This is a genomic window from Pseudomonas sp. 5C2 (assembly GCF_034314155.1).
Lineage (GTDB): Bacteria > Pseudomonadota > Gammaproteobacteria > Pseudomonadales > Pseudomonadaceae > Aquipseudomonas.
Window position 1 is genome coordinate 346,990 of sequence record NZ_JAVIWH010000002.1, and the last position, 26,735, is coordinate 373,724.

23 protein-coding genes, 4 tRNA genes, 1 pseudogene and 1 riboswitch are annotated in these 26,735 nt (G+C 57.4%); of the genes and pseudogenes, 16 read left to right on the plus strand and 12 right to left on the minus strand.

The genetic code is table 11. From position 1 onward, the window contains the following. The first annotated feature begins 24 nt into the window (after nucleotides 1-24). The 5 genes from astA to astE all read left to right on the plus strand — a co-directional run bounded on the left by astA (nucleotide 25) and on the right by astE (nucleotide 5,481). Entirely contained in the window at nucleotides 25-1,050 is a 1,026-nt protein-coding gene (gene astA, locus RGU44_RS02210) for an arginine N-succinyltransferase (RefSeq protein ID WP_322180184.1), read from the plus strand. Further along, nucleotides 1,047-2,516: a succinylglutamate-semialdehyde dehydrogenase gene (gene astD, locus RGU44_RS02215; RefSeq protein WP_322182760.1), complete on the plus strand. Its 1,470-nt coding sequence runs from the start codon at nucleotides 1,047-1,049 to the stop codon at nucleotides 2,514-2,516. The genes astA and astD overlap by 4 nt, the downstream gene beginning before the upstream one ends. Nucleotides 2,517-2,746: 230 nt before the next feature. Then, the gene (gene astB / locus RGU44_RS02220; protein WP_322215410.1) at nucleotides 2,747-4,093 is read left to right on the plus strand and encodes an N-succinylarginine dihydrolase; all 1,347 of its coding nucleotides are present in this window, start codon (nucleotides 2,747-2,749) and stop codon (nucleotides 4,091-4,093) included. A gap of 56 nt (nucleotides 4,094-4,149) precedes the next feature. Beyond that, the gene (locus RGU44_RS02225) at nucleotides 4,150-4,437 is read left to right on the plus strand and encodes a topoisomerase II (RefSeq protein ID WP_219064507.1); all 288 of its coding nucleotides are present in this window, start codon (nucleotides 4,150-4,152) and stop codon (nucleotides 4,435-4,437) included. 33 nt (nucleotides 4,438-4,470) lie between these two features. Then, nucleotides 4,471-5,481 (plus strand): succinylglutamate desuccinylase, encoded by a 1,011-nt coding sequence (gene astE / locus RGU44_RS02230; protein WP_322180180.1) that lies wholly within the window; start codon nucleotides 4,471-4,473, stop codon nucleotides 5,479-5,481. A gap of 93 nt (nucleotides 5,482-5,574) precedes the next feature. Here the strand turns inward: astE and RGU44_RS02235 are convergent, their stop codons facing one another. Then, the gene (locus tag RGU44_RS02235) at nucleotides 5,575-6,087 is read right to left on the minus strand and encodes a 6,7-dimethyl-8-ribityllumazine synthase (RefSeq protein WP_322215412.1); all 513 of its coding nucleotides are present in this window, start codon (nucleotides 6,085-6,087) and stop codon (nucleotides 5,575-5,577) included. 130 nt (nucleotides 6,088-6,217) lie between these two features. Next, nucleotides 6,218-6,387, minus strand: a riboswitch (FMN riboswitch). 216 nt (nucleotides 6,388-6,603) lie between these two features. Between RGU44_RS02235 and ltaE the strand changes: the two genes are divergently transcribed. The 7 genes from ltaE to RGU44_RS02270 all read left to right on the plus strand — a co-directional run bounded on the left by ltaE (nucleotide 6,604) and on the right by RGU44_RS02270 (nucleotide 12,564). Further along, nucleotides 6,604-7,608, plus strand: a complete 1,005-nt coding sequence (ltaE, locus tag RGU44_RS02240; protein ID WP_322215414.1) for a low-specificity L-threonine aldolase — start codon at nucleotides 6,604-6,606, stop codon at nucleotides 7,606-7,608. A gap of 146 nt (nucleotides 7,609-7,754) precedes the next feature. Further along, complete coding sequence (gene alaS / locus RGU44_RS02245) at nucleotides 7,755-10,373, plus strand: alanine--tRNA ligase (protein WP_322215417.1); 2,619 nt, start codon at nucleotides 7,755-7,757, stop codon at nucleotides 10,371-10,373. Nucleotides 10,374-10,469: 96 nt separating this feature from the next. Next, nucleotides 10,470-11,705: an aspartate kinase gene (locus tag RGU44_RS02250; protein WP_322180171.1), complete on the plus strand. Its 1,236-nt coding sequence runs from the start codon at nucleotides 10,470-10,472 to the stop codon at nucleotides 11,703-11,705. A gap of 183 nt (nucleotides 11,706-11,888) precedes the next feature. Continuing rightward, on the plus strand, nucleotides 11,889-12,077 hold the full coding sequence (csrA, locus tag RGU44_RS02255; RefSeq protein ID WP_020290522.1) for a carbon storage regulator CsrA: 189 nt from the start codon (nucleotides 11,889-11,891) through the stop codon (nucleotides 12,075-12,077). Nucleotides 12,078-12,139: 62 nt separating this feature from the next. Then, nucleotides 12,140-12,230: transfer RNA gene (locus tag RGU44_RS02260), tRNA-Ser, on the plus strand. A gap of 107 nt (nucleotides 12,231-12,337) precedes the next feature. Beyond that, nucleotides 12,338-12,414: transfer RNA gene (locus RGU44_RS02265), tRNA-Arg, on the plus strand. A 73-nt stretch (nucleotides 12,415-12,487) separates the two neighbouring features. Further along, nucleotides 12,488-12,564, plus strand: a tRNA-Arg gene (locus RGU44_RS02270). Between the two features lie 19 nt (nucleotides 12,565-12,583). Here the strand turns inward: RGU44_RS02270 and RGU44_RS02275 are convergent. Beyond that, entirely contained in the window at nucleotides 12,584-13,111 is a 528-nt protein-coding gene (locus RGU44_RS02275) for a cell envelope protein SmpA (protein WP_407074657.1), read from the minus strand. A gap of 309 nt (nucleotides 13,112-13,420) precedes the next feature. On the opposite strand from RGU44_RS02275, the gene mgtE reads away from it, so the two are divergent. Continuing rightward, nucleotides 13,421-14,863 carry a magnesium transporter gene (mgtE, locus tag RGU44_RS02280; protein WP_322215420.1) on the plus strand — a complete coding sequence of 481 codons (1,443 nt, stop codon included), beginning with the start codon at nucleotides 13,421-13,423 and terminating at the stop codon, nucleotides 14,861-14,863. A gap of 130 nt (nucleotides 14,864-14,993) precedes the next feature. On the opposite strand, the gene RGU44_RS02285 is transcribed toward mgtE, so the two are convergent. From RGU44_RS02285 to RGU44_RS02295, 3 genes are all read right to left on the minus strand, one after another. Further along, nucleotides 14,994-15,323, minus strand: coding sequence for an Arc family DNA-binding protein (locus tag RGU44_RS02285; RefSeq protein ID WP_322180166.1), 330 nt, complete (start codon nucleotides 15,321-15,323; stop codon nucleotides 14,994-14,996). A gap of 455 nt (nucleotides 15,324-15,778) precedes the next feature. Next, entirely contained in the window at nucleotides 15,779-15,964 is a 186-nt protein-coding gene (locus RGU44_RS02290) for a PA3371 family protein (RefSeq protein ID WP_219060380.1), read from the minus strand. A gap of 41 nt (nucleotides 15,965-16,005) precedes the next feature. Then, on the minus strand, nucleotides 16,006-16,248 hold the full coding sequence (locus tag RGU44_RS02295; RefSeq protein WP_322180164.1) for a hypothetical protein: 243 nt from the start codon (nucleotides 16,246-16,248) through the stop codon (nucleotides 16,006-16,008). Between the two features lie 324 nt (nucleotides 16,249-16,572). Between RGU44_RS02295 and RGU44_RS02300 the strand changes: the two genes are divergently transcribed. After that, nucleotides 16,573-16,649 (plus strand) — tRNA-Arg (locus RGU44_RS02300). Nucleotides 16,650-16,902: 253 nt separating this feature from the next. Here the strand turns inward: RGU44_RS02300 and RGU44_RS02305 are convergent. From RGU44_RS02305 to RGU44_RS02325, 5 genes are all read right to left on the minus strand, one after another. After that, on the minus strand, nucleotides 16,903-18,168 hold the full coding sequence (locus RGU44_RS02305) for an aspartate aminotransferase family protein (RefSeq protein ID WP_322180162.1): 1,266 nt from the start codon (nucleotides 18,166-18,168) through the stop codon (nucleotides 16,903-16,905). Next, nucleotides 18,165-19,229: a phosphotransferase gene (locus RGU44_RS02310; RefSeq protein WP_322215422.1), complete on the minus strand. Its 1,065-nt coding sequence runs from the start codon at nucleotides 19,227-19,229 to the stop codon at nucleotides 18,165-18,167. Before RGU44_RS02310 ends, RGU44_RS02305 begins: the two co-directional genes overlap by 4 nt. After that, the gene (locus RGU44_RS02315; protein WP_322180158.1) at nucleotides 19,222-19,956 is read right to left on the minus strand and encodes an SDR family oxidoreductase; all 735 of its coding nucleotides are present in this window, start codon (nucleotides 19,954-19,956) and stop codon (nucleotides 19,222-19,224) included. The genes RGU44_RS02310 and RGU44_RS02315 overlap by 8 nt, the downstream gene beginning before the upstream one ends. 84 nt (nucleotides 19,957-20,040) lie before the next feature. Then, a complete protein-coding gene (locus RGU44_RS02320) occupies nucleotides 20,041-20,718 on the minus strand; it encodes a GntR family transcriptional regulator (RefSeq protein ID WP_322180156.1) in 678 nt (225 codons plus the stop codon). Nucleotides 20,719-20,917: 199 nt separating this feature from the next. Next, nucleotides 20,918-21,937: an AraC family transcriptional regulator gene (locus RGU44_RS02325; protein WP_322180154.1), complete on the minus strand. Its 1,020-nt coding sequence runs from the start codon at nucleotides 21,935-21,937 to the stop codon at nucleotides 20,918-20,920. 606 nt (nucleotides 21,938-22,543) lie between these two features. Here RGU44_RS02325 and RGU44_RS02330 point away from each other — a divergent pair. Then, the gene (locus RGU44_RS02330) at nucleotides 22,544-24,322 is read left to right on the plus strand and encodes an acyl-CoA dehydrogenase (RefSeq protein ID WP_322180151.1); all 1,779 of its coding nucleotides are present in this window, start codon (nucleotides 22,544-22,546) and stop codon (nucleotides 24,320-24,322) included. A gap of 231 nt (nucleotides 24,323-24,553) precedes the next feature. Next, complete coding sequence (locus tag RGU44_RS02335) at nucleotides 24,554-26,050, plus strand: succinate CoA transferase (protein WP_322215424.1); 1,497 nt, start codon at nucleotides 24,554-24,556, stop codon at nucleotides 26,048-26,050. A gap of 46 nt (nucleotides 26,051-26,096) precedes the next feature. On the opposite strand, the pseudogene RGU44_RS02340 reads toward RGU44_RS02335, so the two are convergent. After that, nucleotides 26,097-26,216 (minus strand): annotated as a pseudogene (locus tag RGU44_RS02340) (methyl-accepting chemotaxis protein); the annotation flags it as partial. A 79-nt stretch (nucleotides 26,217-26,295) separates the two neighbouring features. Continuing rightward, nucleotides 26,296-26,625 (minus strand): DUF6388 family protein, encoded by a 330-nt coding sequence (locus RGU44_RS02345; RefSeq protein WP_322215426.1) that lies wholly within the window; start codon nucleotides 26,623-26,625, stop codon nucleotides 26,296-26,298. Nucleotides 26,626-26,735 lie beyond the last annotated feature (110 nt).

The following is a 26,735-nucleotide window of genomic DNA, read 5'->3' on the forward strand; positions in this document are numbered from 1 at the left end:
AGGGCGTCCGGTTGAGGAGATAGCATGATCGTTCGTCCCGTACGCAGCAGCGACTTACCGAAGCTGATCGAGCTGGCGCGCACCACAGGTCCAGGCCTGACGACGCTGCCAGCCAATGAAGAGCGCCTGGCGCATCGGGTCGGCTGGGCCGAGAAAACCTTTCGCGGCGAGGCCGAGCGTGCCGACGCGGACTATCTGTTCGTCCTCGAAGACGATGACGGTCAGGTGGTGGGGATTTCTGCCATCGCAGGTGCTGTGGGTCTGCGTGAGCCCTGGTACAACTACCGTGTTGGCCTGACGGTCAGCGCGTCTCAGGAATTGAAGATCTATCGTGAAATTCCGACGCTGTTTCTGGCCAACGACCTGACCGGAAACTCCGAGCTGTGCTCACTGTTCTTGCGCAGCGACGCCCGCACCGGCCTTAACGGTCGCTTGTTGGCCAAGGCGCGATTGCTGTTCATTGCCGAATTCCCGAAATTATTCGGCAACAAGATCATCGCTGAAATGCGTGGCATGTCCGACGCAGCGGGACATTCACCGTTCTGGGAAAGCCTGGGTCGGCACTTCTTCAAGATGGAATTTAGCCAGGCTGATTACCTGACGGGCGTGGGTAATAAGGCGTTCATCGCCGAGCTGATGCCCAAGTTCCCGCTGTACACCTGCTTCCTCTCCGAAGAGGCACGCAACATCATTGGTCGTGTACATCCCGACACCGAGCCTGCGCTGGCAATGCTGAAAAGCGAAGGCTTCAGCTATCAGGGCTATGTCGATATTTTCGACGCCGGCCCTGCTGTGGAATGCGAAACCTCGAAGATCCGTGCCGTGCACGATAGCCAGGCGTTGGTGCTGTCTGTCGGTACGCCGGGCGATGACGCCACGCCATTCCTGATTCACAACCGCAAGCGCGAAGACTGTCGCATCACCGCCGCGCCTGCACGGTTAGCTGCTGGCACATTGGTCGTCGACCCTCTGACCGCAAAGCGCCTGCAATTGAGCGCAGGCGATCAAGTTCGTGCGGTGCCTTTATCCGCTGCAAGGGAGGCTATCTGATGAGTACGCTTTATATCGCGGGTGCCTGGCAAGCCGGGCAGGGCGAGCGTTTTGAGTCGTTGAATCCCGTCACTCAGCACGTGGTGTGGACCGGGCAGGGCGCAACGGCCGCTCAAGTCGATGAGGCTGTGCGGGCTGCGCGTCAGGCATTTCCAGCCTGGGCCAAGCGCTCACTGGACGAGCGAATCGCGGTGCTGGAAGCGTTTGCCGCGAGCCTGAAAACCCATGCGGACGAACTGTCCCATTGCATCGGTGAAGAAACCGGTAAGCCGCTCTGGGAGTCGGCCACCGAAGTTACCAGCATGATCAATAAAATCGCTATTTCGGTGCAGAGCTACCGTGAGCGCACCGGCGAGAAGAGCAGCCCGTTGGGCGACGCCACCGCTGTGCTGCGCCATAAGCCTCACGGCGTGGTAGCAGTCTTTGGTCCCTACAACTTTCCGGGGCATTTGCCGAACGGGCATATCGTTCCGGCGCTGCTGGCGGGCAACGCCGTACTGTTCAAACCCAGCGAGCTGACACCCAAAGTCGCTGAGTTGACGGTCAAGTGCTGGATTGAGGCCGGGTTGCCAGCGGGTGTATTGAACCTTTTGCAAGGTGCGCGGGAAACGGGCGTTGCGTTGGCGGCCAATCCTGGGATCGACGGTTTGTTTTTCACCGGGTCCAGCCGTACCGGTAACCTGTTGCACCAACAATTCGCCGGGCGCCCGGACAAGATACTGGCCCTGGAAATGGGCGGTAATAACCCGCTGATTGTCGATCAGGTCGAAGACCTCGATGCGGCGGTCTACACCGTGATTCAGTCGGCGTTCATCTCCGCCGGACAGCGTTGTACCTGTGCCCGCCGTTTGCTGGTGCCTGAAGGCGAGTGGGGCGATGCCTTGCTTGCGCGTCTGGTAGCCGTCACCGCCACGATTGAAGTCGGCGCGTTCGATCAGCAACCAGCACCCTTCATGGGTTCGGTGATTTCTTTGGGGGCTGCGCGTGCTTTGCTCGACGCTCAGGAACATCTGCTGGCCAATGGCGCCGTGGCGTTGTTGGAAATGACCCAGCCACAGGCGCAGTCAGCCTTGCTGACGCCAGGGATTCTGGATGTCAGCGATGTCGCTGATCGCCCCGATGAGGAGCTGTTCGGGCCGCTGCTGCAAGTGATCCGCTATGCTGATTTTGATGCGGCCATTGCGCAAGCCAATGCCACCCAATACGGGTTGGCTGCGGGTTTGTTGTCGGACTCTGAAGCGCGTTATGAGCAGTTCTGGCTGGAGAGCCGTGCCGGTATCGTCAACTGGAACAAGCAATTGACCGGCGCTGCCAGCAGTGCGCCGTTCGGTGGCGTGGGGGCTTCGGGTAACCATCGCGCCAGTGCGTATTACGCGGCCGACTATTGCGCGTACCCGGTGGCTTCGCTGGAAGCGCCTCGTATCAGTTTGCCGGCAGCGTTGACACCGGGGATACGTCTCTCATAACCGTAGGAGCTGACTCGTAACTACGCGTCCCGCTGCGATCTAGTGCGGAACGCTAGCAAAAATAGTGAATGCACTATCGCTGGAAGGTCGTTCCGACCTTATCGCAGACAAGTCAGCTCCTGCAGTTGATCGAGCTTGCTGCGCGACAGCGCGGCGTCGGAGATGGAGCAAATCTCCTACAGAAATCCCGGAACTTACGCCAATAACAACAGATCCATGGAGCCTCGCCGATGAAATCATATGAAGTCAACTTTGACGGTTTAGTGGGTCCGACCCATAACTATGGCGGTTTGTCCTACGGCAACGTCGCGTCCCAGAGCAACAGTCAGCAGTTTTCCAATCCAAGGGAAGCGGCGTTGCAAGGTCTGGCGAAGATGAAGGCCCTGATGGAAATGGGCTTCACCCAAGGCGTGCTGGCCCCGCAGGAGCGCCCGGATGTGGCTGCACTGCGCTCTTTGGGTTTCAGTGGCAGCGACGCGCAAGTGATCCAGCAAGCCGCCAAAGACGCCATGCCGTTGTTGGTCGCCAGTTGCTCGGCATCAAGTATGTGGGTGGCTAACGCTGCCACGGTCAGCCCGAGCGCCGACACGGCTGATGGTCGGGTGCATTTCACTGCGGCCAACCTCAATTGCAAGTACCACCGCAGCATCGAACACCCGACTACCACCCGCGTATTAACGGCGATGTTCGCTGATCAGCAGCACTTTGCCCACCACGCGGCGTTACCTGCTGTGGCGCAATTTGGCGATGAAGGCGCCGCCAACCACACTCGTTTTTGCCACGACTATGGCCAAGCGGGCGTTGAGTTTTTTGTGTTTGGGCGCAGTGCATTCGACACCCGTTACCCGGCGCCGCAGAAGTACCCGGCGCGGCAAACCCTGGAAGCTTCGCAGGCTGTTGCGCGCTTGCACGGTCTGAGCGAAGACGGTGTGGTCTTCGCCCAGCAAAACCCGGCGGTTATCGATCAAGGGGTATTCCACAACGACGTGATCGCAGTGGGCAACGGTGAGCTGCTGTTCTATCACGAAGATGCATTCCTCAATACCGAACACATGTTGGCTGAAATTCACGACAAGCTGGGGCGACGCGGCGGGCGCTTCCGTGCGATCTGCGTACCACGTGCTGAAGTCGCGGTCGAAGACGCGGTGCGTTCCTATCTGTTCAACAGCCAGTTGTTGTCCCGTGCCGATGGCTCAATGCTGCTCATCGTCCCGGAAGAGTGCCGAGGCAACGAGCGCGTCTGGCAGTATTTGCAGCGATTGATCGCTGACGATGGCCCGATCACTGAAGTGAAAGTCTTCGATCTCAAGCAAAGCATGCAGAATGGCGGTGGTCCGGCGTGCCTGCGGCTGCGGGTCGCACTCAACGAAACCGAGCTGGCGGCAGTCAATCCAGGGGTTATCATGACGGCGCCCTTGTACGACACGCTGACCCAGTGGGTCGAGAAGCACTACCGCGATCGAATGAGCGAAACCGACCTGACCGATCCCGGATTGTTGCTTGAATGCCGTGCGGCACTGGATGAACTGACGAAAATCCTTAAACTGGGCTCGGTTTATCCCTTCCAAATCAATTGAAAGTACGCGCCCTTGAAGAGGGGCGCGCGATTTCCCTCTCTAAAGAGCACCCGATTATGAGCGACACCCTGCAGTTGATCCTTGAAGACACCGACGGCACCCAGCTGGAGACCTCTTGCACCCGTGTTGCGGTCATGTGGCAAGGCAAAGAGCTGTGGATTCAGCACGATGGCCGTGGTCAGTTGCTGATTGGCGTCGATGTTGAAGAGGGTGACGCCGAATACGCTAACCTGCTGTTACGTCCTTTGGCGACCAACCTGGTCAGCCTGCAACTGGAAATGGAACCGGCAGACGTCGGTGATGAAGAGCACGTTCACGGTCCTGACTGCGCCCACGATCACTGAAATACCACGCCCGCTCAATAAGGAGCACGACGTATGCTCGCTCTCGGCAAGCTGCTTGAACTGACCCTGGCTGGTCATGAACCAGCGGAAAAGACTCAACTGACTGTCGAAGGCGTGCGTATGCGCTGGATGAGCGAAGGGGCGCTTGAAGTCCGTCCGCCTGCAGCCCGGGACAATGGCATGGACTTGCTGTTGTCCGCCGGGATTCACGGCAACGAAACCGCGCCTATCGAGCTGTTGGACCAATTGATTCGTGACATCGCACGCGGCGATCTGAAACCGCGGGCACGTATTTTGTTCCTGTTCGGCAACCCCGTGGCCATGCGTCGCGGGGAGCGTTATATCGAGCAGGATGTGAACCGGTTGTTCAACGGACGCCATGAACAGACCAGCGGCTTCGAGGCTTTACGGGCCTGCGAGCTGGAGCGTCTGGCGGCCAGTTTCTTCAGTCTGCCGGATCGTTATCGGTTGCATTACGACCTGCACACAGCCATTCGTGGTTCGAAGATCGAGCAATTCGCGCTGTATCCGTGGAAGGAAGGTCGTCAGCGCTCGCGCCTTGAACTGGCGCGCTTGCAGGCGGCGGGGATGGAGGCAGTGTTGCTGCAAAACAAGGCATCTATCGTCTTCAGTTCTTACACCTACGACAAGTTAGGTGCTGAGTCCTTTACCCTGGAATTGGGTAAGGCGCGGCCGTTCGGGGAAAACCAACAGGTCAATCTACAGTTACTCGAAAAGCGTCTCAAACACATGATCGAAGGCACGGAACCAGCGTTTGACGATCAGCCACTCAACGGTTTGCAGCTATTCAGCGTGGCCCGTGAAATCATCAAGCACAGCGATGCGTTCAAGCTGAACTTGCCTGCGGACATCGAGAACTTTTCGGAACTGGACCAAGGCTTTCTATTGGCCAATGACTTGGCCGATACCCGCTGGGTCGTTGAAGAACAGGGCGCACGTATCATCTTCCCTAACCCCAAGGTCAAGAACGGCTTGCGCGCTGGCATTCTGATTGTGCCCAGTAACGGCGAAGAATTGGCTTGAAGCCAAAGGATCTGTAACTGACTTGTTTGCGACCCCGCCTTTCGCAGACAAGTCAGCTACCTAGACCCAGTTTGTTGCGCGAAGCGCTGCTGATTAAACCGCGACGCGCTGTTGCGGCTCGGTGCGACGCAAGCTGCGCAACTTGTTCACGGTGTCAGCACAGGTTTTTGCAGCTTCTGCGCCTTTCAGCACGAAATGCTCGAAGAAGAACTTTTGGTGTTCGTCACCGGCATGAAAGTTATGCGGCGTGAGGACCACGGAAAATACCGGGATTTCCGTTTCCAGCTGCACTTGCATCAACGCACTGACAACCGATTGAGCGACGAACTCATGGCGATAAAGACCGCCGTCGACCACCAGGCCGGCCGCGACAATGCCTGAGTAACGTCCGGTTTTGGCCAGCAGCTTGGCGTGCAAAGGGATTTCAAACGCGCCGCCGACTTCGAAGAAATCGATATCGCTCTCGGCGTAGCCATGGTTTGCCATTTCAGCGACAAAACCATTACGACTCTGATCGACAATATCCTTGTGCCAGCAGGCCTGGATAAAAGCGATGCGCTCGTTAGGGTGGCTTTTGCTTTTGCTATCGATTGAGGTGAGTTGCATCTGTTCTGACTCCTGTTTATAAAAAAAACAGGGCGCTTTGGATCGAATGGGATTCAAGGGTACGTCGAGATCATGGCCAGAATGCAAAAGTGTTCATGGCGATGCGCACGATACGGCCCTTTGGTGCCAATCCCGTTCTCTCTTCATCCGGACTATGACCGTCGGCCCCGGAATCACACCGGGTCTGCTGACCTTGTCAGGGCGGGAGCCGAAGCATCCTGCACCACAAGCGCTCGCGGGCTAAACGCATTTTGCGTTATTACCGCCGGTGGGGAATCACACCCCGCCCTGAGAACGTTGCCGACAGCATCTTCTGCCGGCGCGCATTTTTTATCATAGTTTTCTCGAGTATGCATGGACACTTTAGTCAGGGTGTCCTGACTTTTTCTTATATCGAAGTGGTCGGTTCATGAAGTGTGACCTTGAATAAAGTACTCAATGGCCTCAGTAATGAGTGATCGCAGGACTGTTCTTGCGTTCACTGTCCGGGTTTTGAACATCTCATGGAGCTCTATCGTGACGGTAATTGATCTGCGCAGTGACACCGTGACCCAGCCCACGGCTGGAATGCTCGACGCCATGTCGCGTGCGCCGTTGGGCGATGACGTGTATGGCGAGGATCCGACTGTGAACCGTCTCGAGGCGCATCTGGCCGGCCAGCTCGGGTTTGCGGCGGGTCTGTTTGTACCCAGCGGTACCATGAGCAATCTGCTCGGTTTGATGGCTCATTGTGGGCGCGGCGATGAATACATCGTCGGCCAACAAGCGCATACCTATAAATATGAAGGCGGCGGGGCCGCGGTATTGGGCTCGATTCAGCCGCAACCGCTTGACGTCCAGGCGGATGGTTCGCTGGATTTGAATCAGGTGTTGGCTGCGATCAAGCCTGATGATTTCCATTTCGCCCGTACCCGACTTCTGGCACTGGAAGACACCATGCAGGGCAAGGTTTTACCTCTGTCGTACCTGGCTGCCGCTCGAGCCTTGTGTGATGAGCAGGGTCTGGCCTTGCACCTGGACGGCGCGCGCGTGTACAACGCGGCGGTGAAGCTGGGGGTTGATGCCAAAGAAATCACCCAGTACTTTGATTCTGTCTCGGTGTGCCTGTCCAAAGGCTTGGGTGCCCCGGTCGGCTCAGTGTTGTGCGGCACGACCGAGCTGATTGGCAAGGCCCGTCGTTTGCGCAAGATGGTCGGGGGCGGCATGCGTCAGGCCGGGATTCTCGCTGCTGCCGGGCTGTATGCGTTGGAGCACCACGTCGAGCGATTGGCCGATGACCATGCCAATGCCCAATTTCTGGCCGAAGGCTTGCGTAGGCTGGGTTATCAGGTCGAACCGGTACAGACCAACATGGTGTACGTGCAGGTCGATGATCGGGCTGAAGCGCTCAAGGGTTTTTGCGCTGAACGGGGCATCAAGCTCAGTGCCGCAGCGCGCTTGCGGATGGTCACGCACCTGGATGTATCGCGTATTCAGATCGAACAGGTCGTGGCAGCATTTGCCGAGTTCGCTAAAGGGTGATGTTGCCGACGATCCAATTGCTTGTTTCTATCGTACAAACACGCTGTACCGACGGCGCAACGCCTATATAATGCGGCCCTTTGCAAGTCGCACCCTCGTTTAACACTTTGCACTTGCCTCTGGCCGCCGTCTCCGTGGAAGAATCTATGAAAAGCGCAGAAATCCGTGAAGCCTTCCTTCGCTTCTTCGAAGAGCAAGGTCACACCCGTGTAGCCTCCAGCTCTTTGATTCCGGGCAATGACCCCACCCTGCTGTTTACCAACGCGGGGATGAACCAGTTCAAGGATTGCTTCCTGGGTCAGGAAAAGCGCGCCTACACCCGTGCGGTCAGTAGCCAGAAATGCGTGCGTGCCGGTGGTAAGCACAACGACCTGGAAAACGTCGGCTATACCGCTCGTCACCACACGTTCTTCGAAATGCTGGGTAACTTCAGCTTTGGTGATTATTTCAAGCGCGATGCCATCACCTACGCCTGGACCTTCCTGACCGGTGTGTTGAACCTGCCCAAGGAAAAGCTTTGGGTCACGGTCTACGCCAGCGATGACGAAGCTTACGATATCTGGACCAAGGAAATCGGGGTACCGGTCGAGCACATGGTGCGTATCTGCGACAACAAAGGCGCGCCGTACGCCTCCGATAACTTCTGGACCATGGGCGATACCGGCCCTTGCGGTCCGTGCACCGAGATTTTCTACGATCACGGCGCCGACATCTGGGGTGGCCCACCGGGCTCGCCGGAAGAAGACGGTGACCGTTATATCGAGATCTGGAACAACGTGTTCATGCAGTTCAACCGCACTGCCGATGGCGTGCTGCATCCGTTGCCAGCGCCGTCGGTGGACACCGGCATGGGCCTGGAGCGGATCAGTGCCGTGCTGCAGCACGTGCATTCGAACTACGAGATCGACCTGTTCCAGAACCTGCTGGTCGCTTCAGCCAAGGCCATCGGTTGCAGCAACGACATGCAGCCTTCGCTCAAAGTCGTGGCAGACCACATCCGTTCTTGCGGCTTCCTGATCGCCGACGGTGTGCTGCCGTCCAACGAGGGCCGCGGTTATGTGCTGCGCCGGATCATTCGTCGCGCCTGCCGCCATGGCAACAAGTTGGGCGCCACAGGCAGCTTCTTCTATCAGATCGTTGGCGCTCTGGTCGCGGAAATGGGCAGCGCTTTCCCGGAATTGACCGAGCAGCAAGCGCACATCGAGCGCGTGCTCAAGGCTGAAGAAGAGCAATTCGCCAAGACCCTGGAGCAGGGTCTGAAGATCCTCGAGCAGGATCTGGCTGAACTCAAAGGCAGCGTGGTGCCGGGTGATGTGGTGTTCAAGCTGTATGACACCTACGGTTTCCCGATGGACCTGACCGGCGACATCGCCCGCGAACGTAACCTGACCCTTGATGAGGAAGGTTTTGAGCGCGAAATGGACGCCCAGCGCGTGCGCGCTCGTTCGGCCAGTTCGTTTGGTATGGACTACAACAGCCTGGTCAAGGTTGATGAGCCCACGCGCTTCATCGGTTATACCGCTACTCGCGCTGTCGCCAAGGTGATTGCGCTGTATAAAGACGGCCAGGCGGTCGAGCAATTGAGCGAAGGCGAAGAGGGCGTTGTGATCCTCGATCAGACGCCGTTCTATGCCGAATCCGGTGGTCAGATTGGCGACTGCGGTTATCTGTCGGCGGGTGCCGTGCGTTTCGACGTACGTGACACCACCAAAACCGGCGGCGCTTTCCTGCACCACGGCGTCCAGGCTGCAGGCAGTCTTAAAGTGGGTGTCGAACTCAATGCAGAGGTCGATGCCGAGGTTCGCCACGCCACATCCCTGAACCACTCGGCGACGCACTTGCTGCACGCCGCGTTGCGTCAGGTACTCGGTGAGCATGTACAGCAGAAAGGGTCGCTGGTCGACAGTCAGCGCCTGCGTTTTGACTTCAGCCACTTTGAAGCGATCAAACCGGAGCAGTTGAAAGCTCTGGAAGACATCGTAAACCGTGAAGTGCGCAAGAACTCCCCGGTCGAAACCGAAGAAACCGATATCGAGACTGCCAAGAAGAAAGGTGCCATGGCGCTGTTTGGCGAGAAGTACGGCGACAACGTGCGCGTACTGAGCATGGGTGGCGATTTCTCGGTCGAGCTGTGTGGTGGTATTCACGCCAATCGCACCGGCGACATCGCGCTGATGAAAATCATCAGTGAAGGTGGCGTTGCAGCAGGCGTTCGACGTATCGAAGCGGTCACTGGCGCTGCGGCGCTGGCCTACCTCAACGCGGCGGAAGACACACTCAAGGAAGCCGCGACGCTGATCAAGGGCAGTCGCGACAACGTGCTGGACAAGCTCTCGGCTGTACTGGAGCGTAACCGCCAGTTGGAAAAACAACTCGAACAATTGCAGGCCAAGGCGGCCAGTGCTGCGGGCGATGATCTGTCGTCCTCTGCGCTGGATGTCAAAGGGGTAAAAGTCCTCGCCGTGCGCCTTGACGGTCAGGATGGTAAAGCCCTGTTGGCGCTGGTTGATCAGTTGAAGAACAAGCTCGGCCGCGCAGTGATCCTGCTCGGCAGTGTCCATGAAGATAAGGTCGTACTGGTTGCAGGCGTAACCAAGGACCTGACTGGCCAACTCAAAGCCGGTGATTTGATGAAGCAAGCGGCCGCTGCCGTAGGCGGTAAAGGCGGTGGTCGTCCTGATATGGCTCAGGGTGGTGGTGTTGATGCCGGTGCACTGGATGCAGCGCTGGCGTTGACCGTACCCTTTGTCGAGCAGGGTGTTTAAATCGTCCACCAGGCCTGCCGCCTGACGGCAGGCTTTGGCGCTTTGATGGGTTTGAATGTTTAATGGGCGCCCTTCACGGGCTGAGGCTGCTTTGAGATGGCTTTGATCGTACAGAAATTTGGAGGCACCTCCGTTGGCTCTGTCGAGCGAATCGAGCAGGTGGCCGACAAGGTTAAAAAGTTCCACGATGCAGGCGTCGAGCTGGTGGTTGTGTTGTCAGCCATGAGTGGCGAGACCAATCGCCTGATCGGATTGGCCAAGCAGATCAGCGATCAACCGGTTCCGCGTGAGCTGGATGTGATTGTGTCCACGGGCGAGCAAGTGACCATTGCCCTGTTGGCCATGGCCTTGATCAAGCGTGGCGTGCCAGCGGTGTCCTACACCGGCAATCAGGTACGTATCCTGACCGACAGCGCACACAACAAGGCGCGTATCCTTCAAATCGACGATCAGAAGATTCGTGCCGATCTGAAGGCGGGCAGGGTAGTCGTTGTCGCCGGTTTCCAGGGTGTCGATGAGCACGGCAATATCACCACCCTCGGTCGCGGTGGTTCGGACACGACCGGCGTGGCCCTGGCGGCTGCGTTGAAAGCTGACGAATGCCAGATTTATACCGACGTCGATGGCGTTTACACCACCGACCCGCGTGTGGTGTCGCAGGCTCAGCGTCTGGACAAAATCACTTTTGAAGAGATGCTGGAAATGGCCAGCCTCGGTTCAAAGGTGCTGCAGATCCGTGCGGTCGAGTTTGCTGGCAAGTACAACGTTCCACTGCGCGTTCTGCACAGTTTTCAGGAGGGTCCGGGCACCCTCATTACCATTGATGAAGAGGAATCCATGGAACAGCCGATCATTTCCGGTATCGCCTTCAACCGTGATGAAGCCAAGCTGACCATCCGTGGCGTGCCGGATAACCCAGGGGTGGCCTTCAAGATTCTGGGCCCTATCAGTGGCGCGAACATTGAAGTGGACATGATCGTGCAGAATGTCGCGCACGATAACACCACCGACTTCACGTTCACCGTGCATCGCAACGACTATCAGGCAGCCTTGCTGGTGCTGGAAAACACGGCGCGTGAAATTGGCGCTCGTGAGGTTGTCGGTGATACCAAGATTGCCAAGGTGTCGATCGTGGGTGTGGGCATGCGTTCGCACGCGGGTGTCGCCAGCCGTATGTTCGAATCGCTGGCCAAGGAAAGCATTAATATCCAGATGATTTCGACGTCTGAAATCAAGGTGTCTGTGGTTATCGAAGAGAAATACCTGGAGCTGGCAGTGCGTGCGTTGCACACCGCTTTTGAATTGGACGCTCCGGCCCGACAGGGCGAGTGATGCGTTGCCCGAAAGGCGCGGTTTATCCGCGCCTTTCGTTTTTTTGATCTGCGTAGGAAGGCTGTTCTTTTCTTTGCGCTAGTCAATACTCAGGTGTAGGTCTATTGCTCATTTTGTTGTAGGCCAATGCTGTTTTAGCTTTGCAGACTGTTGTCCCTGAAAGTAGTGCGTGAGGAGAAAAGTATGTTGATTCTGACTCGTCGGTGCGCAGAAAGCCTGATCATTGGTGATGGTGAAATCACAGTGACCGTGCTCGGCGTTAAAGGTAATCAAGTACGAATCGGTGTCAATGCCCCCAAAGAGGTGGCTGTTCACCGTGAGGAAATTTACCTGCGCATCAAGAAAGAGAAGGACCAGGAACCAAGCCATTAATTTTTATTGAATTTTTGGCTTTGCAAACGGGGAAAAGGCGGTTATTATACGCCCCGTGTTGCGGAGAGGTGGCCGAGTGGCCGAAGGCGCTCCCCTGCTAAGGGAGTACACCTCAAAAGGGTGTCGGGGGTTCGAATCCCCCCCTCTCCGCCATTATTTATGTAGGGCGTTGTAATCTGGCTTGAGCGGTAAGTGTTTGAATTTACTCGTAAAAGTGCTTGACCAAATGATTAAACGATCTATAATGCGCGGCAACAAATGCACTCGTAGCTCAGCTGGATAGAGTACTCGGCTACGAACCGAGCGGTCACAGGTTCGAATCCTGTCGAGTGCACCATTTAAAGGGTTGTTTGCAGTGATGTAAGCAACTTGCTTCAACCAGCGGTGGTCTGGTTTATCAAACGCCAATTGCACTCGTAGCTCAGCTGGATAGAGTACTCGGCTACGAACCGAGCGGTCACAGGTTCGAATCCTGTCGAGTGCACCAAACACCAAAAAGCCCGCATTTAATGCGGGCTTTTTGCTTTCTGACGTTTGCCCTTTACGCATCCGTTCTCGTCGAATACAACCTGATTGCTGCGGCCCTTCTTTTCGTTGTAGTGATAACGGGTCTCTCCGTTTCTTTCGGCTATTTTATCCGGCTTGCCCAGTGAGCTTTCTACGTCCCGAAAACTCATGCCTGCACGGACTCGCTGATTGATGATCGCCCGCCGCCGTTGTTCGCCACTCACTTGATTTTCGCACCCGTCGTCTCTCTGGCCGACAACTACCAGTTCTTTGTGTGCTCGGCGATTGTCCGGCGGCGCCAAGACCTGTCTTGAGGAAGGCGTAGATTCAGGCAGCAGATGGACTACGTTGCCTGGTGGTGCGTTGTAGGTGCTTTGCAGGTGCGTGCTGTGACCGCTAGGGCAGCCCTGGTACGTGAAGGTGATATTCCCTTGGGCGTCTTCGCAGCGTTGAACGGTTGTGGCCAGCGTTGGCAGGGGAAAGTAGAGCAGGGTGAGCAAGAGGGTCGTTCGAGCAGTGGCGGGCATTCAGCGTCCTCCGTGACGGCTGTATTCAAGGCTAGCCCATGCTTATTTGGCAGAGTGCGTACTTTCTTCTCGAGATGTAACGTCGTACATGTATTGATTCAATTTTGTCGCGCGAGCGCTTGTTCTTGCCTAGGTTTTGTAGCGTGTGGTGCTTTCAAGCGGTGTATCATTGCGCCCGTCAGCCCCGTCGGGGCTTGTGGAATACTTCCATGGACTTACCCAGTAGTTACCCTGAATTACGTTTTACCAATCATGAATTGACTGATTGATCTCCCGGGCGTGCTCCGCTGCTGGGGGTGGAGTTCGCCTATGACCGAAATAGAAGTAAAAAAAACACAAGAAAGCCTGCAAGATCGCCTCGCTCAAGTCGTTGAGCTGCTGCATCGTCAGCGGGTGGTCGAAGACCTGACTCACCGTCAGGAAGGTCAGCATCATGACCGCGTAGAAAACCTCGTTCACCGGCAGAACCTCGTCGAGTTGCAACGCAAACTCGATGACCTTCACTCCGCCGACGTCGCTTACATCCTCGAAGCCTTGCCTCTCGCAGAGCGTCTGACTGTCTGGCAGTTGGTAAAAGCCGAGCGCGACGGCGATATCCTTCTTGAAGTTTCCGATTCTGTCCGTGAAACACTGATCGCCGACATGGACGATCATGAGCTCCTGGCGGCTGCCAGAGAGATGGATGCCGACGAACTGGCCGACCTTGCACCTGAATTGCCGCGTGACGTTGTTCATGAGCTCATGGAGTCTCTCGATAGCCAGCAGCGTGAGCGCGTACGGTCTGCTTTGTCTTACGACGAGGAGCAGGTCGGTGCGCTGATGGACTTCGAGATGGTGACGATCCGTGAGGATGTCAGCCTTGAAGTAGTATTGCGTTATCTGCGTCGCCTCAAAGAGTTGCCTGGGCATACCGATAAACTGTTCGTGGTTGATTACGACGGTGTGCTCAAGGGTGTGCTGCCGATCAAGCGTCTGTTGGTCAACGATCCCGATAAGCAGGTGGCTGCGGTGATGGCCAGCGATCCGGTGAGTTTTCATCCGGATGAAGATGCCTACGACGCAGCTCAAGCCTTTGAGCGTTATGACCTTATTTCCGCGCCGGTGGTGGACAAGAATGGCAAGCTGATCGGGCGTCTGACCATTGATGAAATGGTCGACCTGATCCGAGAAGAAAGTGAAAACGAAGTCCTCAACATGGCGGGTTTGCGTGAAGAAGAAGACATCTTCGCCTCCGTCTGGAAGTCCTTGCGCAACCGTTGGGCCTGGCTGGCGATCAATTTGATCACTGCCTTTATCGCTTCGCGTGTCATCGGTTTGTTTGAGGGCTCGATCGAAAAACTGGTAGCGCTGGCGGCGTTGATGCCGATCGTTGCCGGGATCGGCGGTAACTCCGGTAATCAAACCATTACCATGATCGTCCGGGCCATGGCGCTGGACCAGGTCAGTACCGGTAATACATCGCGCCTGATGCGCAAAGAACTGGCGGTCGGGCTGATCAATGGCGTGATATGGGGTGGCGTTATTGGGGTGGTGGCTTACTTGCTGTACGGTAGTTGGTCGCTGGGCGTGGTCATGACCTCCGCCATGACGCTCAATCTGTTGCTTGCGGCGCTGATGGGGGTTCTGATCCCGATGACGCTGACGCGTCTGGGGCGAGATCCGGCCATGGGGGCGAGTGTGATGATTACTGCGGTGACGGACAGCGGAGGGTTCTTTATCTTTCTGGGGTTGGCGACGGTCTTCTTGCTTTGAATACGACTAATAAAAAACCGCCGGAAGGCGGTTTTTTTTAGCTTGAAAAAGAGGTGCTACAACGATCCGATAATAAAAATATCGATAAAAAAGCCAGCTAAATGCTGGCCTGAATATCTTGATCTCGCTGTCAGGACTCGTCGTCGGCAGCGTTGTCCGTATCGTGAGCAATCAGCGAAACAAGTGCGTTTTGCTGGCGATGAGAAAGTTGACGGAAGCGCTGCAGTAATTCGCGCTCATGCAAGGACAGTTCCGGGCTGTCGAGACGCAGGCTTGGCTCGTCGCCCAGCGCGCCTTCTTGAATCAAGCTCTGCTCAAGGCGAGCAATGATCTCGGAGTTCATGCTGCGGTGATGATTTTTGGCAACCTCATACACGCGGTCACGCATGCCATCAGGTAGTCGTACTACGAACTTGTCAGCCGTGCGGCTGGAATAAGTAGCCTGTTTCATAGGGCTCATATATTTAACCGGTTAGTTCAGAGGGAGCGGTTTTAGCAATTGGCCGCAAGATGTCATGTTGTGACAGCCTTTTTGGGCAAATGTTCAACCTGAATGTCAAAGAGGTCAGCATCATGCCCGACTTTTGCCAGTTCCTTGGCGCCAATTATGTGACAAATATTGAGCTTGGTAAAGGCGATTAGCCAGTACCAATTATCAGAATTGCGGGCTGCTTTGCAAAGTATTCGTGCTGCCGACGCTCCGAAAGTCCTGTTTTTGGCCGATTCGGGCGTCGTGTTGTGCGCGACAGGCTTCTCATGAGCGTAGAGCGGTTTGATCGATTTTCCAGGGGCTACGGGTAAATCAAGCAAATGAAGAGGGGGGGAGATGTTTCTGAGCCTGCGCGCGGGTCAAATGATCCTTAGGGTAGCGGCTGCCTCCTTGCCTTTACAGAGGGATGCAGAGAGGCAAGAGGGTTAGCGCAGCAGCGGGTCGAATTTGATTTTTCGGCCGACGACCAGCGCCACAATGAAAAGCACGATAAACAGGCCACTGGCGATTTTAAGCAAAGAGCTCATGGCATTCGCATCCAGCGGAAGTAGCATATCGATGACGATTGCCATCAATGCCAGAACCAGAAATGACAGTGCGGATTTTGACATGGCAGTTCTCGTAGGGATTGATACCGGAAAAAATCGGGCGACTAAAAAACCCAACGTTCGGAACGATCAAACGACAGCGGCATGGCGTCATTGCTGTCATTGGTGAGCATAGCTCTGTTTGAGGACTGGTCGGTCATCACTGCGAAATGCGAAGCCTGTTGCATAAGGTGGTGTGTCTGTACCTGAGCACTGATCTGTTCATCGTCGCTGCTGTTGCCTTGAAACTGAAATGTCACCAGCGCGACGAGGGCAGCGGCATTGAGGAATGAAAGGGCAATGTTCATATTAAGTACCTCCACCTGAAACTTTTTACAGGGGTTTCCTGTATGAGTAGCTAGTTGCATGCTCTGTGCCAAATGGAAATCATACAAAATATGATAAAAATCAATAGGTTATGCTTGTATTGGTGCGCGTGCGTCTTGCACTTTGCAATGATGGCCTTTTGCAGTAGTGCAATTTGCATGATTGCAAAGGGGGGCGTCATCCAGAACCGTCTCGTCAGCGCAGTACTACAGCTTAAAAAGCCAAGGACGACATGACAAAGTCATGCAGTGCCGTTAACATGCACGCCGTCCTTGCTGGTGCCTTTCCTGTGCTCCAGCACTCGTGTCTCAGTAGCTCAATTGGATAGAGCATCCCCCTCCTAAGGGGAAGGCTGGCAGTTCGAACCTGCCCTGGGACACCATATAACCTGCCACTCTCTCATTTTCAGCTGTTGCAGTTCACCGCTTTCGGTCACTGCATTCGAAATGTCCTCTGCATTGCTCACCCCCCCTTATCGCTGCCTGTCTTGGATTGGGAGTATTGGGGTGAATGTGCGCAGCTGGCGCCCAGCAGTGTGCCTGGACGCCTGAATGGATGACGGATTACCCCATATCAGGACCTGCTGCGGGGGCCGATGCTGGCTCAGCCAAGTCGGCGCCGGTAATGAGTGACGTTCAGCGCAGGTCGTTCAAGGTTGCATCCAGGCGCTTGAGCAGCAGATCCGCATGCTCGCGGGCAAATACCAAGGGTGGGCGAATCTTGAGGATGTTGGCCATGGGACCGGTCGAGCTGATCAACACCTGACGGCGGCGCATGCCGTTGACGACCGCGGCGGCGGCGGTTGTCGCCGGGGTTTGCGCCTGGCGGTCAACAACCAGTTCAACGCCGATGAACAGGCCCTCGCCGCGTACATCGCCAATGACTTCATGGCGCTCGGCCAGTTTGCGCAACCCCTCCTTGAGATAGCCGCCGACATCGCGGGCATTGGCTTGCAGGTCTTCTTCGCGCAGCACGCGCAGCACCGCATGCGCAGCCTTGCAGGACACCGGATTACCGCCGTACGTATTGAAATAACGCTGCTGGCGACCGAATTGATCGAATAGCGCCGAGCGCCCGACCACGGCGGCAACCGGATGGCCGTTGCCCATGGGTTTGCCGAGCGTGACCAGGTCCGGGGTTACCGAGTCGCGGGCAAACCCCCAGCGTTGCCCTCCGGTGCGACCAAACCCCGGCTGGACTTCATCGGCGATATACAGTCCGCCGGCGTCTCGCACGCATTGCGCGGCAGCGGCCAGTTCGCCGTTCGCGGGGCTGAACACCCCGTCACTGGAGAAAATGCTGTCGACCAGCAACGCCGCAGGCTTGATGCCGTGAGCGTGCATATCTTGCAGCGCAGCTTTCACGTCGCCAAGGAAATCGGCGGATCGGCGGTAGGAATCCGGAGCATCGACCAAGCGTACATGGCTGGCGGTGGGGAGGCCGGTGGCCAGTGATGGCGAGACCTCAGCCAAGGCGCTGGTCACGCCGTGGTAGGCCCAGCGGGTGACAATGATGCCCGTTCCACCGCTGTGGCAGCGCGCGATGCGCAACGCCAGGTCATTGGCTTCGCTGCCGGTGCAGGTCATGGTCATGTTATCGAGTAGTGGAGGAAACTCGCTGAGCAGATCTTCGGCGTAATCCACGATCGATGGGTGCAGATAGCGTGTGTGGGTATTGAGCAGGGCGCTTTGCTCGGCAATGGCTGCGACCACAGCAGGGTGGCAGTGACCGATGGACGCCACGTTGTTATAGGCATCCAGGTAGGCGGTGTTGTCTTTGTCATACAGCCACACGCCTTCACCCCGCACCGGCGCGAAGGGTTCCTCATAAAACAATCGATAGCTGGCGCCCAGTGCGCGTTGGCGACGGGCGAGCAATTCAGCGGTGGTGGGCGAACTCATGGCACCTCCGGGGTGCAGGCATTGATCAGGCTTTGGGTCAGCAGCCCTTCGGGCATAGCGGTGAGGCATTGCAAATTGCGCCAGCTGGTGCGCAGGTTGCGTAGCACATAGGTGCGGTTTTCCGGATACAGGCAGGCGCGCCACCGGGCGATGGTGATTGCCATGGCCATGCGCATGGCCATCAGTTCGCCGAGTACAGCCAGCTCCTCGCGCTGCAACGGGATCCTTGCGTCGTAGGCGGCGACAAAGGCCTTGATCTGCCACAGTGGGTCGGTGGCGTCAGCGTCGAACTGGTATGAGAGAGCCGTCCCCAGTTCGTTGATTAGCGGGGCGTGCAGAGCGTCGCCGAAGTCGATGATGGCCGCAACGCGGCTGGCGGTTTCGCAGTCGAGCATGACGTTGTGCGGGTTCAGGTCGTTGTGGATCACCTGCGCACGGAGCGTGGCCAGACGCGGTTTTACGCAGGTCGCGTAGCGGTCCAGCAACGTGGAAACCAACGGCAGTTGATCGGCTTCCAGGTAATCCAGATAAGGCCTGACGCGTTCGGCGTGGCCGACATCCCAGAGCAGGTTGCGATGGGCGGCCGGGTGCTGGAAGTCCTTGAGGGCCAGGTTGACTTCGGCCAGGGAGGTACCGAGTTCGTGCATCAGTGCAACGCTGGGTTGGCCAAGATTCTGCGAAATACCGTCCAGGTAGCTGACGGTGCGCAGTGTCAGTGGCTGCTCGCTCACCAGCACTTTCGGTTCAACCTCACCATTGCGTGCTGGCAGAACACGCGGAACCGGCAGGTGCGCGCCGTGCCGCTCAATGTGCAGCAACGCCTGGGTCTGGAAGCTGATGACATTGGGATCTTCGGCTGGGTTGATGAATTTCAGGACGAAGGCGCCTTGCCTGGACTGTATGAGAAAGTTGGTGTCGCGTTCGCCATTCAGTAGCTTTAGCGTGCCCTTGAGGCCGTATACCCGATCAGCTATCTCCTGCACCGTGGCAAGATCCACCGTCGGCGCCTGCGTCGTCATCAGGTCGGTGCAGCCCCCCTTGTCCATGACCGCCTCAGACATGCTGACCACCATTGACGTGAATTTCCGCTCCGTTCACGTAAGAAGCGCCGCTGGTGCAGAGGAAATAGATCAGCGAGGCCACTTCCTCCGGTTTGCCCAGGCGATTCATGGGCACCAGTCGCTCGACGATGTCGGTGGTGCCCGGAGACAGGATGGCGGTGTCGATTTCGCCGGGGGCAATGGCGTTGACCCGCACCCCGTGCGGGCCGAAATCATAGGCCATTTCCCGAGTCAGGGCCGAGAGCGCAGCTTTGGAGGTCGCGTAAGCGACACCGGCGAAAGGATGTACTTTGGATCCCGCAATGGACGTGACGTTGATGATGCTGCCCTGAGCGGCTTTTAATTCATCGAACAGGCCGCGAGCCAGTAACGCGGTGGAGAACAGATTGACATTGAACACCTTCAACCACGTGGCGTAATCGGTTTCCAGCACGCCGAGTCGGCCGCCTTCCGGACCTTTTGGCGATATGCCAGCGTTGTCCACCAAGGCATCAAGGCGTCCCCCCAGTTTTTCCTTAATGGTCGCCAGGCTGGCGCTGACGCTGTCGATGTCCTCCAGATCCAGATGGATATGATTGAGCAAGCCTTCCGTCCAAGGGCATTCAGCGACCCAGTTTTGCCGGGAAGCGGTGAATACTTCCCACCCAGCCGCATTGAAATGCTTGACCGTCGCATGACCAATGCCGCGGCTGGCGCCGGTTAACAGTAGCTTTTTTTTCTCGCTCATGAGCACGGTCCTTCGTAATTGAAGTTTGATGCATCATGTTTTTAGGCGTGCAACTAGTCAATAGGGGCATGAGAGAAAGTTTCGTCAGGAAGCCGCTTCCTGGTTGACGGCTATGAACTCCAGCATTTTTTGATTGCCGTCGAGAATGTCTGCCTGGATTGCGTGTTTGGCGGCTGCCGCATCCTGCTGACGCAGGGCATTGAGTACTTCGACATGGTGTTCGATGGCCATGGTCAGGGAGAAATGCACGTACGCCTGAGCGATCAACGGTCCTGCGCGCATCCACAGACTGTCCAGATAGCTACGCAGCAAAGGCATGCGTGCAGCTTCCGCGATCAAAAAGTGAAACTCGCTATTCAGGCGTAGCGCTTCAGGAAGGTCGCTATTGTTGATGGCTTCGAGGTTGAGCTGAATGTTGGCGTCGATGCGCTTAAGGTCGTTTGAGGTTGCAAGCCGCGCGGCGGTTTCGGCACCAAGGCCTTCAAGATTCAGCCGCAGTGTGCGGATTTCCAGATAGGCCGCACTGTCGAGCACCGGTACTCGGATGTCTTTGGGGGTCTTGAGCACCAGAGCTTTCTCTTTCGCCAGTTGCAGAATGGCGTCTCGCACGGGTGTGACGCTTGTTCCCAACTGACTGGCCAGCTCCCGGATGCGTAGTCGATCGTCAGGCTTGAGGCCGCCTGTGATCAGCGCGTTGCGCAGTTTGGAGTAAACGTTGCTGCCCAGATAAGTGTGAGTGATAGCGTCGAAGGGGTAAGACATGAATCACCGAATGCATGGAGCTGTTTGGCCAAAGACTATACAACATGATGCATTAAGCCTTTTGCGGAAATTGGCGTAGCGATAACGGTGCGCAACTGGCTGGGTAACATCGACTCGATTTCGTCCTTGGTCACCCACGCGATCGATTCAGACCCACAGAACGCGAAGCCCCCTGAACCGTCCGAAAAGATACTGTGGGCTATTTCTTTTGGCGCGCGACGTCTCTGTAGGTTTTGGGCAACTCCCCGGTCCATTGCCGAAACGCTCGGGTGAACGCGGACGGCTCAGAAAAACCCAGCATTTGGGAGATGAGGCTGATCGACATCGACGTCTGGCTCAAGTAGTGGATCGCCATGTCGCGACGCACTCCGTCCTTGAGTCGTTGAAATTGGCTGCCTTCGGCTGCGAGTTTTCGCCTCAGCGTTCTCTCCGTGAGGTGCAACTCAAGGGCGGCACTCTGAGTGGTTGCCTCAGCCAGGTCTTCGGAACGCTCCAGATGATCCAACACCCGCCGTGTATAAACCGGGTAGTAGGCCGGGCGAGTGAACCAGTCGACCGGTGCCCGTTTCAAGTGATGGCCGAGGGTCTCGGGCGTTTGCACCAACGGTGCCGTGAGTATCGCGGCATCGAATACCAGGCAGGTCACGGCCTGGTCGAACATTGCCGGACAAGGAAACATCAAGCGGTATTCGGTCAGGTGTTTGGGCGCAGGATGGTCAAACGCGACATATTTCAGGGGAATCCGCTGGCCAACCAACCAGCTGGGAAACCGATGCCACAGCAGCAACAGGAAACCTCTCAACAAGTAATCCGGGTCTTTAGCCGGGTCCTTGAGCGCCATCGAAAAAATCGCCTCATCGCCGACGATGTCGAGCGACAGATGCAGGGAGTCATTGACCACGTTGTAGAAGTGGCTGAGCTTGTAATACACCGAATGCAGGTTGTGCGAATGAACGACCTGCTTGGCCATGATGGCAAAGACACCCTGTGGACAGCGTTGCGAGCCCATGCCAAGAAACTCGTCGTCGGCCAGGCGCCAGACGGCCCGCATCAGGCGGCTGAATTGGTCAGGCGTGATCCGCAGATGGGCATTTTCCAGCATGCGCCGGTTAAGGCCCGCCTCCTTGAGCAGCACCGCTTCGTCGAGGTGAAGACGGTGGCCGGCATTCATCAACATTCGGGCGAAATGGATAGAGATTGAATAGCGTTCGATGCCCATCGGAGGCAGATTCCTGCAGCATGTGCGGTCAGTTTATCGCCTAAGCGCTGTCCGTTAATGTCTATTTTTAGACTGGTTTCGTTATTGTCGCCAAGGGGCCTCCCGATAGAAGCTAGCCGCCACCTGCAGACGCTTGTCTGACCCGGCCAGAACGCTGTTATTGCCTGACTCTCCAAGGAAGCCCGTCCGTGCACGTGCAAGTAGCAGACGCGGTTACCGTCCACCAGAACGTGACGGCACCCGGAACAGGCGCATCCCGCCTGAAAAACCGCACGCTAAACGAATGGGCGCGCCACCGTTGTAGGGCGTACGTACGCCCGCACGACGCACAGCCTTCCCGATACGCGCCAACCGCCGCACCGGTTCCCGGGCAAGTCCGGCACCGATGAGCGCAATTGCACCTGCGACGCAGTGGTCATTGCCAGCGCCACCTAGTGCGTAACGGTTGAAGCAAGAGGTCCGCGAATATGGCCAATTTAGTCGATTACCGGGTGCTGTTAGCCAAGGCCTGACGTGACTCAGGCCGATACCGAACATCGCCCGTTATGCCCCCCTGTGGCTGACACAGGCGGCCTGCCTAACGCATCGTTTTAGAGAGGAAACATAATGAGTGATTACGCCCACCCCTACCGCGACACCACGTTCGTCCTCAAAGAACTGGTCGAATTTGAAGCCTTGTGCGCGTCGGCTCATCTGGACGATATCAACGATGAGCTGGTGTCCGCGATTCTGGCCGAAGCCGGTCGTCTGGGCTCCGGGGTATTGGCACCACTCAATCGGATTGGCGACACCCAAGGCGCGCGCCTGAATGAGCAAGGCGTGCAGGAAGCTCCAGGGTTCGCCGACGCCTACCGCCAATTCCAGGCTGGCGGCTGGCCTTCATTGACTGCAGCCGAAGCCTGGGGCGGCCAAAACCTCCCCAACGTGATAGGCACCGCCGTCAGTGAAATCTGGCACTCGGCCAATATGGCCTTCGCCCTCTGTCCGATGCTGACCCAAGGCTCGATTGAAGCGATCGCGCACCATGGCTCGCCCGCCCTACGCGAGGCTTACCTGTCCAAACTGGTCAGCGGCGAATGGACCGGCACCATGAACCTCACCGAACCCGATGCAGGTTCGGATTTGGCCGCCATCAAGAGCCGAGCCATCCCTCAGGGTGATCACTACCTCATCAGCGGGCAAAAAATCTTTATCACCTGGGGCGACCACCAGATGACGGACAACGTTGTCCATCTGGTACTGGCCCGGCTGCCGGATGCACCGGCCGGTGTCAAAGGGATTTCCCTGTTCGTGGTGCCTAAATTCCTGCTGGATGCTCAAGGCAAGCCCGGCGCACGCAACGATGCCCGCTGCATTTCCCTGGAACATAAACTGGGCATCCACGGCAGCCCGACCTGCGTCATGAGCTTTGGCGACAACGGCGGGGCCATCGGTTATCTGGTGGGCGAACCGCACCAAGGGCTGGCCTGCATGTTCACCATGATGAACCACGCCCGGCAAAGCGTTGGCCTGCAAGGGCTGGCCATCTCGGAACGGGCTTACCAGCAGGCGCGTCAGTACGCAAAAGATCGCCTGCAAGGGACGCGTAAGGACGGCAGCCGCTTCTCGATCATCCATTTTCCCGATGTCCGTCGCATGTTGCTTCAGATGAAATCGTCCATCGAGGCGATGCGGGCCCTGGCGTTGGTGGCCGCTGCCGAAGTGGACCGCACTGCCCACGCGCATGACGCCGACGCCGCGCAGGTTCATCAAGGTCGCGTCGACCTGCTCACACCCATCGTTAAGGGGTGGCTGACAGAAATGGCGCAAGAGGTGACCTCGCTCGGTGTGCAAATTCACGGCGGCATGGGGTTTATCGAAGAAACCGGCGCAGCCCAGCACTACCGTGACGCCCGTATCCTGACCATTTATGAAGGCACCACTGGCATCCAGGCACTGGACCTGGTTGGGCGCAAAACTCTGCTCAATCAGGGCGAACTGCTCACCCGTTTGCTGGACGAAATCGGTGAAACCGTCGCCCTGCTGCAAGGCTCGGCCACTCTGGCCCACCAGGCCGAGGCACTGGACGATGCCTTGTGCGCTGGCCGCGCCGCTCTGCGCGTGCTCCTCGACAATGCCAAAAACGACGCCCACCTGGCGGGCAGCATCAGCGTCAATTTCATGATGCTGTTCGGCTACCTATGCGGGGGCTGGTTGATGGCCCGCTCGGCACTCAGAGCCCAAGCCCTGCTGGACTCGGGCAACGGCGACCCGCAGTTCCTGGACGCCAAGCGGATCACTGCCGACTTCTATGCCGAGCAACTGCTGCCTCGCGTGCACGCCCTGCTGGCGGCGATTAGCAGTGGCAGCAAAAGCATCATGGCGCTGGACGATGAGCAGTTTTGAGCCTGCGCGGGCCTGATTGACCCACGTGATGGCCCGCACCATGAGCCGTGGCGACAACGTTTAAACGTCGTCGTCCGCCTTGATCGTCTCGGCCTCTGCTTGTGCCCAGACTAACGAACAATCCGACGAGCAGTGCTTCTCAGAGGCACTGCCCGGTATGGGCGCGAGTACCGGTTGAACGGCAGATGTCCGGTGCCCCGCCTGCTATTCCCTACATTCGAGGTTTTTTCCATGCACGCTGCGCGTATCCGGCTGGCTTCCTTGCACGACAAAATCATGAGTGCAACACAGGCCGCCCTGCTCATTAAAGACGGCATGACCATCGGCATCAGTGGTTTTGGCGGTGCCGGAGACGCCAAGGCAGTCCCCCTGGCCTTGATCGAGCAGGCCAGGCACGACCCGCTGAAAATCAACCTGATCACCGGCGCCAGCCTTGGCCGTGGTCTGGACGGGATGATGGCCGAAGCGGGTCTGTTGGCCCGACGCATGCCGTTTCAGGGCGACGCTGTGCTGCGCAAGGCCATCAACGAAGGCAAGGTGATGTTTATCGACCAGCACCTCTCGGAAGTGGTCGAGCAGTTGCGCGATGGCTACCTGCCGACCCCGGATATCGCAGTTATCGAGGCGGTGTGCATCACCGAACAGGGGCATATCGTGCCCACCTCGTCAGTGGGCAACTCGGCCACCCTGGCACTGGCCGCCAAACAGATCATCATCGAACTCAACCTGGCGAGCAGCCCTCATTTCGAAGGGCTGCATGATATCTACCAACCCCAGAATCGCCCTCACCGTGGCCCGATCCCCGTCCTCCAATCAAACAACCGCATTGGCAGCCATGCCATCGAGATCGACCCGTCACGCATCGCCGCCATCGTCATCTGCAACACACCCGAGGCGGCCGTTCCCATGTTGCCGCCTGACAACGACACACAGGCCATTGCCAATCATTTGGTGCGGTTTTTCGAGATCGAGGTGGAAATGGGGCGTCTGACGAGAAACCTGGCACCGCTGCAAGTGGGGGTGGGTTCCATCGCCAACGCGGTGATGTGCGGCTTGATCGACGCCCCGTTCAACGACCTGGTGCAGTACTCCGAGGTGTTGCAGGATTCCACCTTTGACCTGATGGATGCCGGCAAGCTGAAATTCGCCTCGGGGTGCTCCATCACCCTCTCTGGCGCCTGTGGCGAGCGGGTCTTCAAGAACCTGGAAAAATACGCCGAGCGCCTGGTCTTGCGCCCACAGGAAATCACCAACCACCCGGAAGTAATCCGGCGCCTGGGGATCATTGCAATCAACACCGCGCTGGAGTTCGACCTGTATGGCAACGTCAACTCCACCCACGTCGGCGGTACACACATGATGAACGGTATTGGCGGCTCGGGGGATTTTGCCCGCAACGCCCACCTATCGATATTCGTGACTAAATCAATTGCCAAGGACGGGAACATCTCGCGCGTAGTGCCCATGGTCAGCCACGTCGACCACACAGAGCATGACATCGACATTCTTGTAACCGAACAAGGGCTAGCTGACTTACGGGGCCTTGCGCCTCGGGAGCGAGCGCGAATCATCATCGATCACTGTGTACACCCGGACTACCGCGAGGCACTCAATGATTACTTCACCGCCGCCTGTCGTCTAGGCGGGCATACCCCTCACGACCTCAATCAAGCATTGAGCTGGCATATCCGCTTGAACGAAACGGGCAGCATGCTGGCGGCCCACTAGCGAGCCGAAGTCTGCGTCTCGAACAACCACCCGCTCAAGGTCCTCGCCGGCCCCTGAGCGAGTGGTTTTTGAGCATGGTTTGGATCTGCTGAGCCGACTCCCAAGTGCGCATCGCCAGGTTGCGCACTTCGTCGGTCACCACGGAAAATTCATGTCCCTGCTCGCCGCGCACGTCTTCGGGTGGATAGGCATTGGCGCCGTCCACGCAACACGAACCTGCCCTGGACACCAAATCTTTCAGGCACTCAAGCCTTCAGGCCGTGCATCTCGCAATACTCCGCCCACTCCATGCCCGCCATCTCGGCAACTTCCTTGTGCACCTCAATCCGTTGCGCCTCAAATTCCTCAGGGGACGCCGCCGTCAATTGCAGGGTCAGTTCCCAGGCAAAGAAGCCCAAGCGCTCAGCCTCGGCCTCAAACGCCTGGTGCAGTCGCTCATCGCGGTATTGTGCCAACGGCACGCAGGAGGCCTGGGCCTCGAGCGGATTCAGGTTGTCCAACTCTTCGCGGAGGGCAGGGTGCTCCGCAAGAAATTTATCCAGTGCTATTTGGTGCGGCTGTTCAGTTTGGATCATGCAAAGTCCTTAAACGGCTGTGGGTATCGTTGTGGTCGATCAACTCATCCTCTATGCCGCCCTGGTCTGGTCGGGCGGCATGTCTTGCGTTGCCGTGTTGAATGCCATGA

What these genes read in the sequence shown, in the direction of transcription:
- astA (WP_322180184.1), top strand. Translation starts at nt 25, where the DNA reads ATGATCGTTCGTCCCGTACGCAGCAGCGACTTACCGAAGCTGATCGAG.
- astB (WP_322215410.1), top strand. Translation starts at nt 2,747, where the DNA reads ATGAAATCATATGAAGTCAACTTTGACGGTTTAGTGGGTCCGACCCAT.
- RGU44_RS02225 (WP_219064507.1), top strand. Translation starts at nt 4,150, where the DNA reads ATGAGCGACACCCTGCAGTTGATCCTTGAAGACACCGACGGCACCCAG.
- astE (WP_322180180.1), top strand. Translation starts at nt 4,471, where the DNA reads ATGCTCGCTCTCGGCAAGCTGCTTGAACTGACCCTGGCTGGTCATGAA.
- RGU44_RS02235 (WP_322215412.1), bottom strand. Translation starts at nt 6,087, where the DNA reads ATGCAACTCACCTCAATCGATAGCAAAAGCAAAAGCCACCCTAACGAG.
- alaS (WP_322215417.1), top strand. Translation starts at nt 7,755, where the DNA reads ATGAAAAGCGCAGAAATCCGTGAAGCCTTCCTTCGCTTCTTCGAAGAG.
- RGU44_RS02250 (WP_322180171.1), top strand. Translation starts at nt 10,470, where the DNA reads ATGGCTTTGATCGTACAGAAATTTGGAGGCACCTCCGTTGGCTCTGTC.
- csrA (WP_020290522.1), top strand. Translation starts at nt 11,889, where the DNA reads ATGTTGATTCTGACTCGTCGGTGCGCAGAAAGCCTGATCATTGGTGAT.
- RGU44_RS02275 (WP_407074657.1), bottom strand. Translation starts at nt 13,111, where the DNA reads ATGCCCGCCACTGCTCGAACGACCCTCTTGCTCACCCTGCTCTACTTT.
- mgtE (WP_322215420.1), top strand. Translation starts at nt 13,421, where the DNA reads ATGACCGAAATAGAAGTAAAAAAAACACAAGAAAGCCTGCAAGATCGC.
- RGU44_RS02285 (WP_322180166.1), bottom strand. Translation starts at nt 15,323, where the DNA reads ATGAGCCCTATGAAACAGGCTACTTATTCCAGCCGCACGGCTGACAAG.
- RGU44_RS02290 (WP_219060380.1), bottom strand. Translation starts at nt 15,964, where the DNA reads ATGTCAAAATCCGCACTGTCATTTCTGGTTCTGGCATTGATGGCAATC.
- RGU44_RS02295 (WP_322180164.1), bottom strand. Translation starts at nt 16,248, where the DNA reads ATGAACATTGCCCTTTCATTCCTCAATGCCGCTGCCCTCGTCGCGCTG.
- RGU44_RS02305 (WP_322180162.1), bottom strand. Translation starts at nt 18,168, where the DNA reads ATGAGTTCGCCCACCACCGCTGAATTGCTCGCCCGTCGCCAACGCGCA.
- RGU44_RS02310 (WP_322215422.1), bottom strand. Translation starts at nt 19,229, where the DNA reads ATGTCTGAGGCGGTCATGGACAAGGGGGGCTGCACCGACCTGATGACG.
- RGU44_RS02315 (WP_322180158.1), bottom strand. Translation starts at nt 19,956, where the DNA reads ATGAGCGAGAAAAAAAAGCTACTGTTAACCGGCGCCAGCCGCGGCATT.
- RGU44_RS02320 (WP_322180156.1), bottom strand. Translation starts at nt 20,718, where the DNA reads ATGTCTTACCCCTTCGACGCTATCACTCACACTTATCTGGGCAGCAAC.
- RGU44_RS02325 (WP_322180154.1), bottom strand. Translation starts at nt 21,937, where the DNA reads ATGGGCATCGAACGCTATTCAATCTCTATCCATTTCGCCCGAATGTTG.
- RGU44_RS02330 (WP_322180151.1), top strand. Translation starts at nt 22,544, where the DNA reads ATGAGTGATTACGCCCACCCCTACCGCGACACCACGTTCGTCCTCAAA.
- RGU44_RS02335 (WP_322215424.1), top strand. Translation starts at nt 24,554, where the DNA reads ATGCACGCTGCGCGTATCCGGCTGGCTTCCTTGCACGACAAAATCATG.
- RGU44_RS02345 (WP_322215426.1), bottom strand. Translation starts at nt 26,625, where the DNA reads ATGATCCAAACTGAACAGCCGCACCAAATAGCACTGGATAAATTTCTT.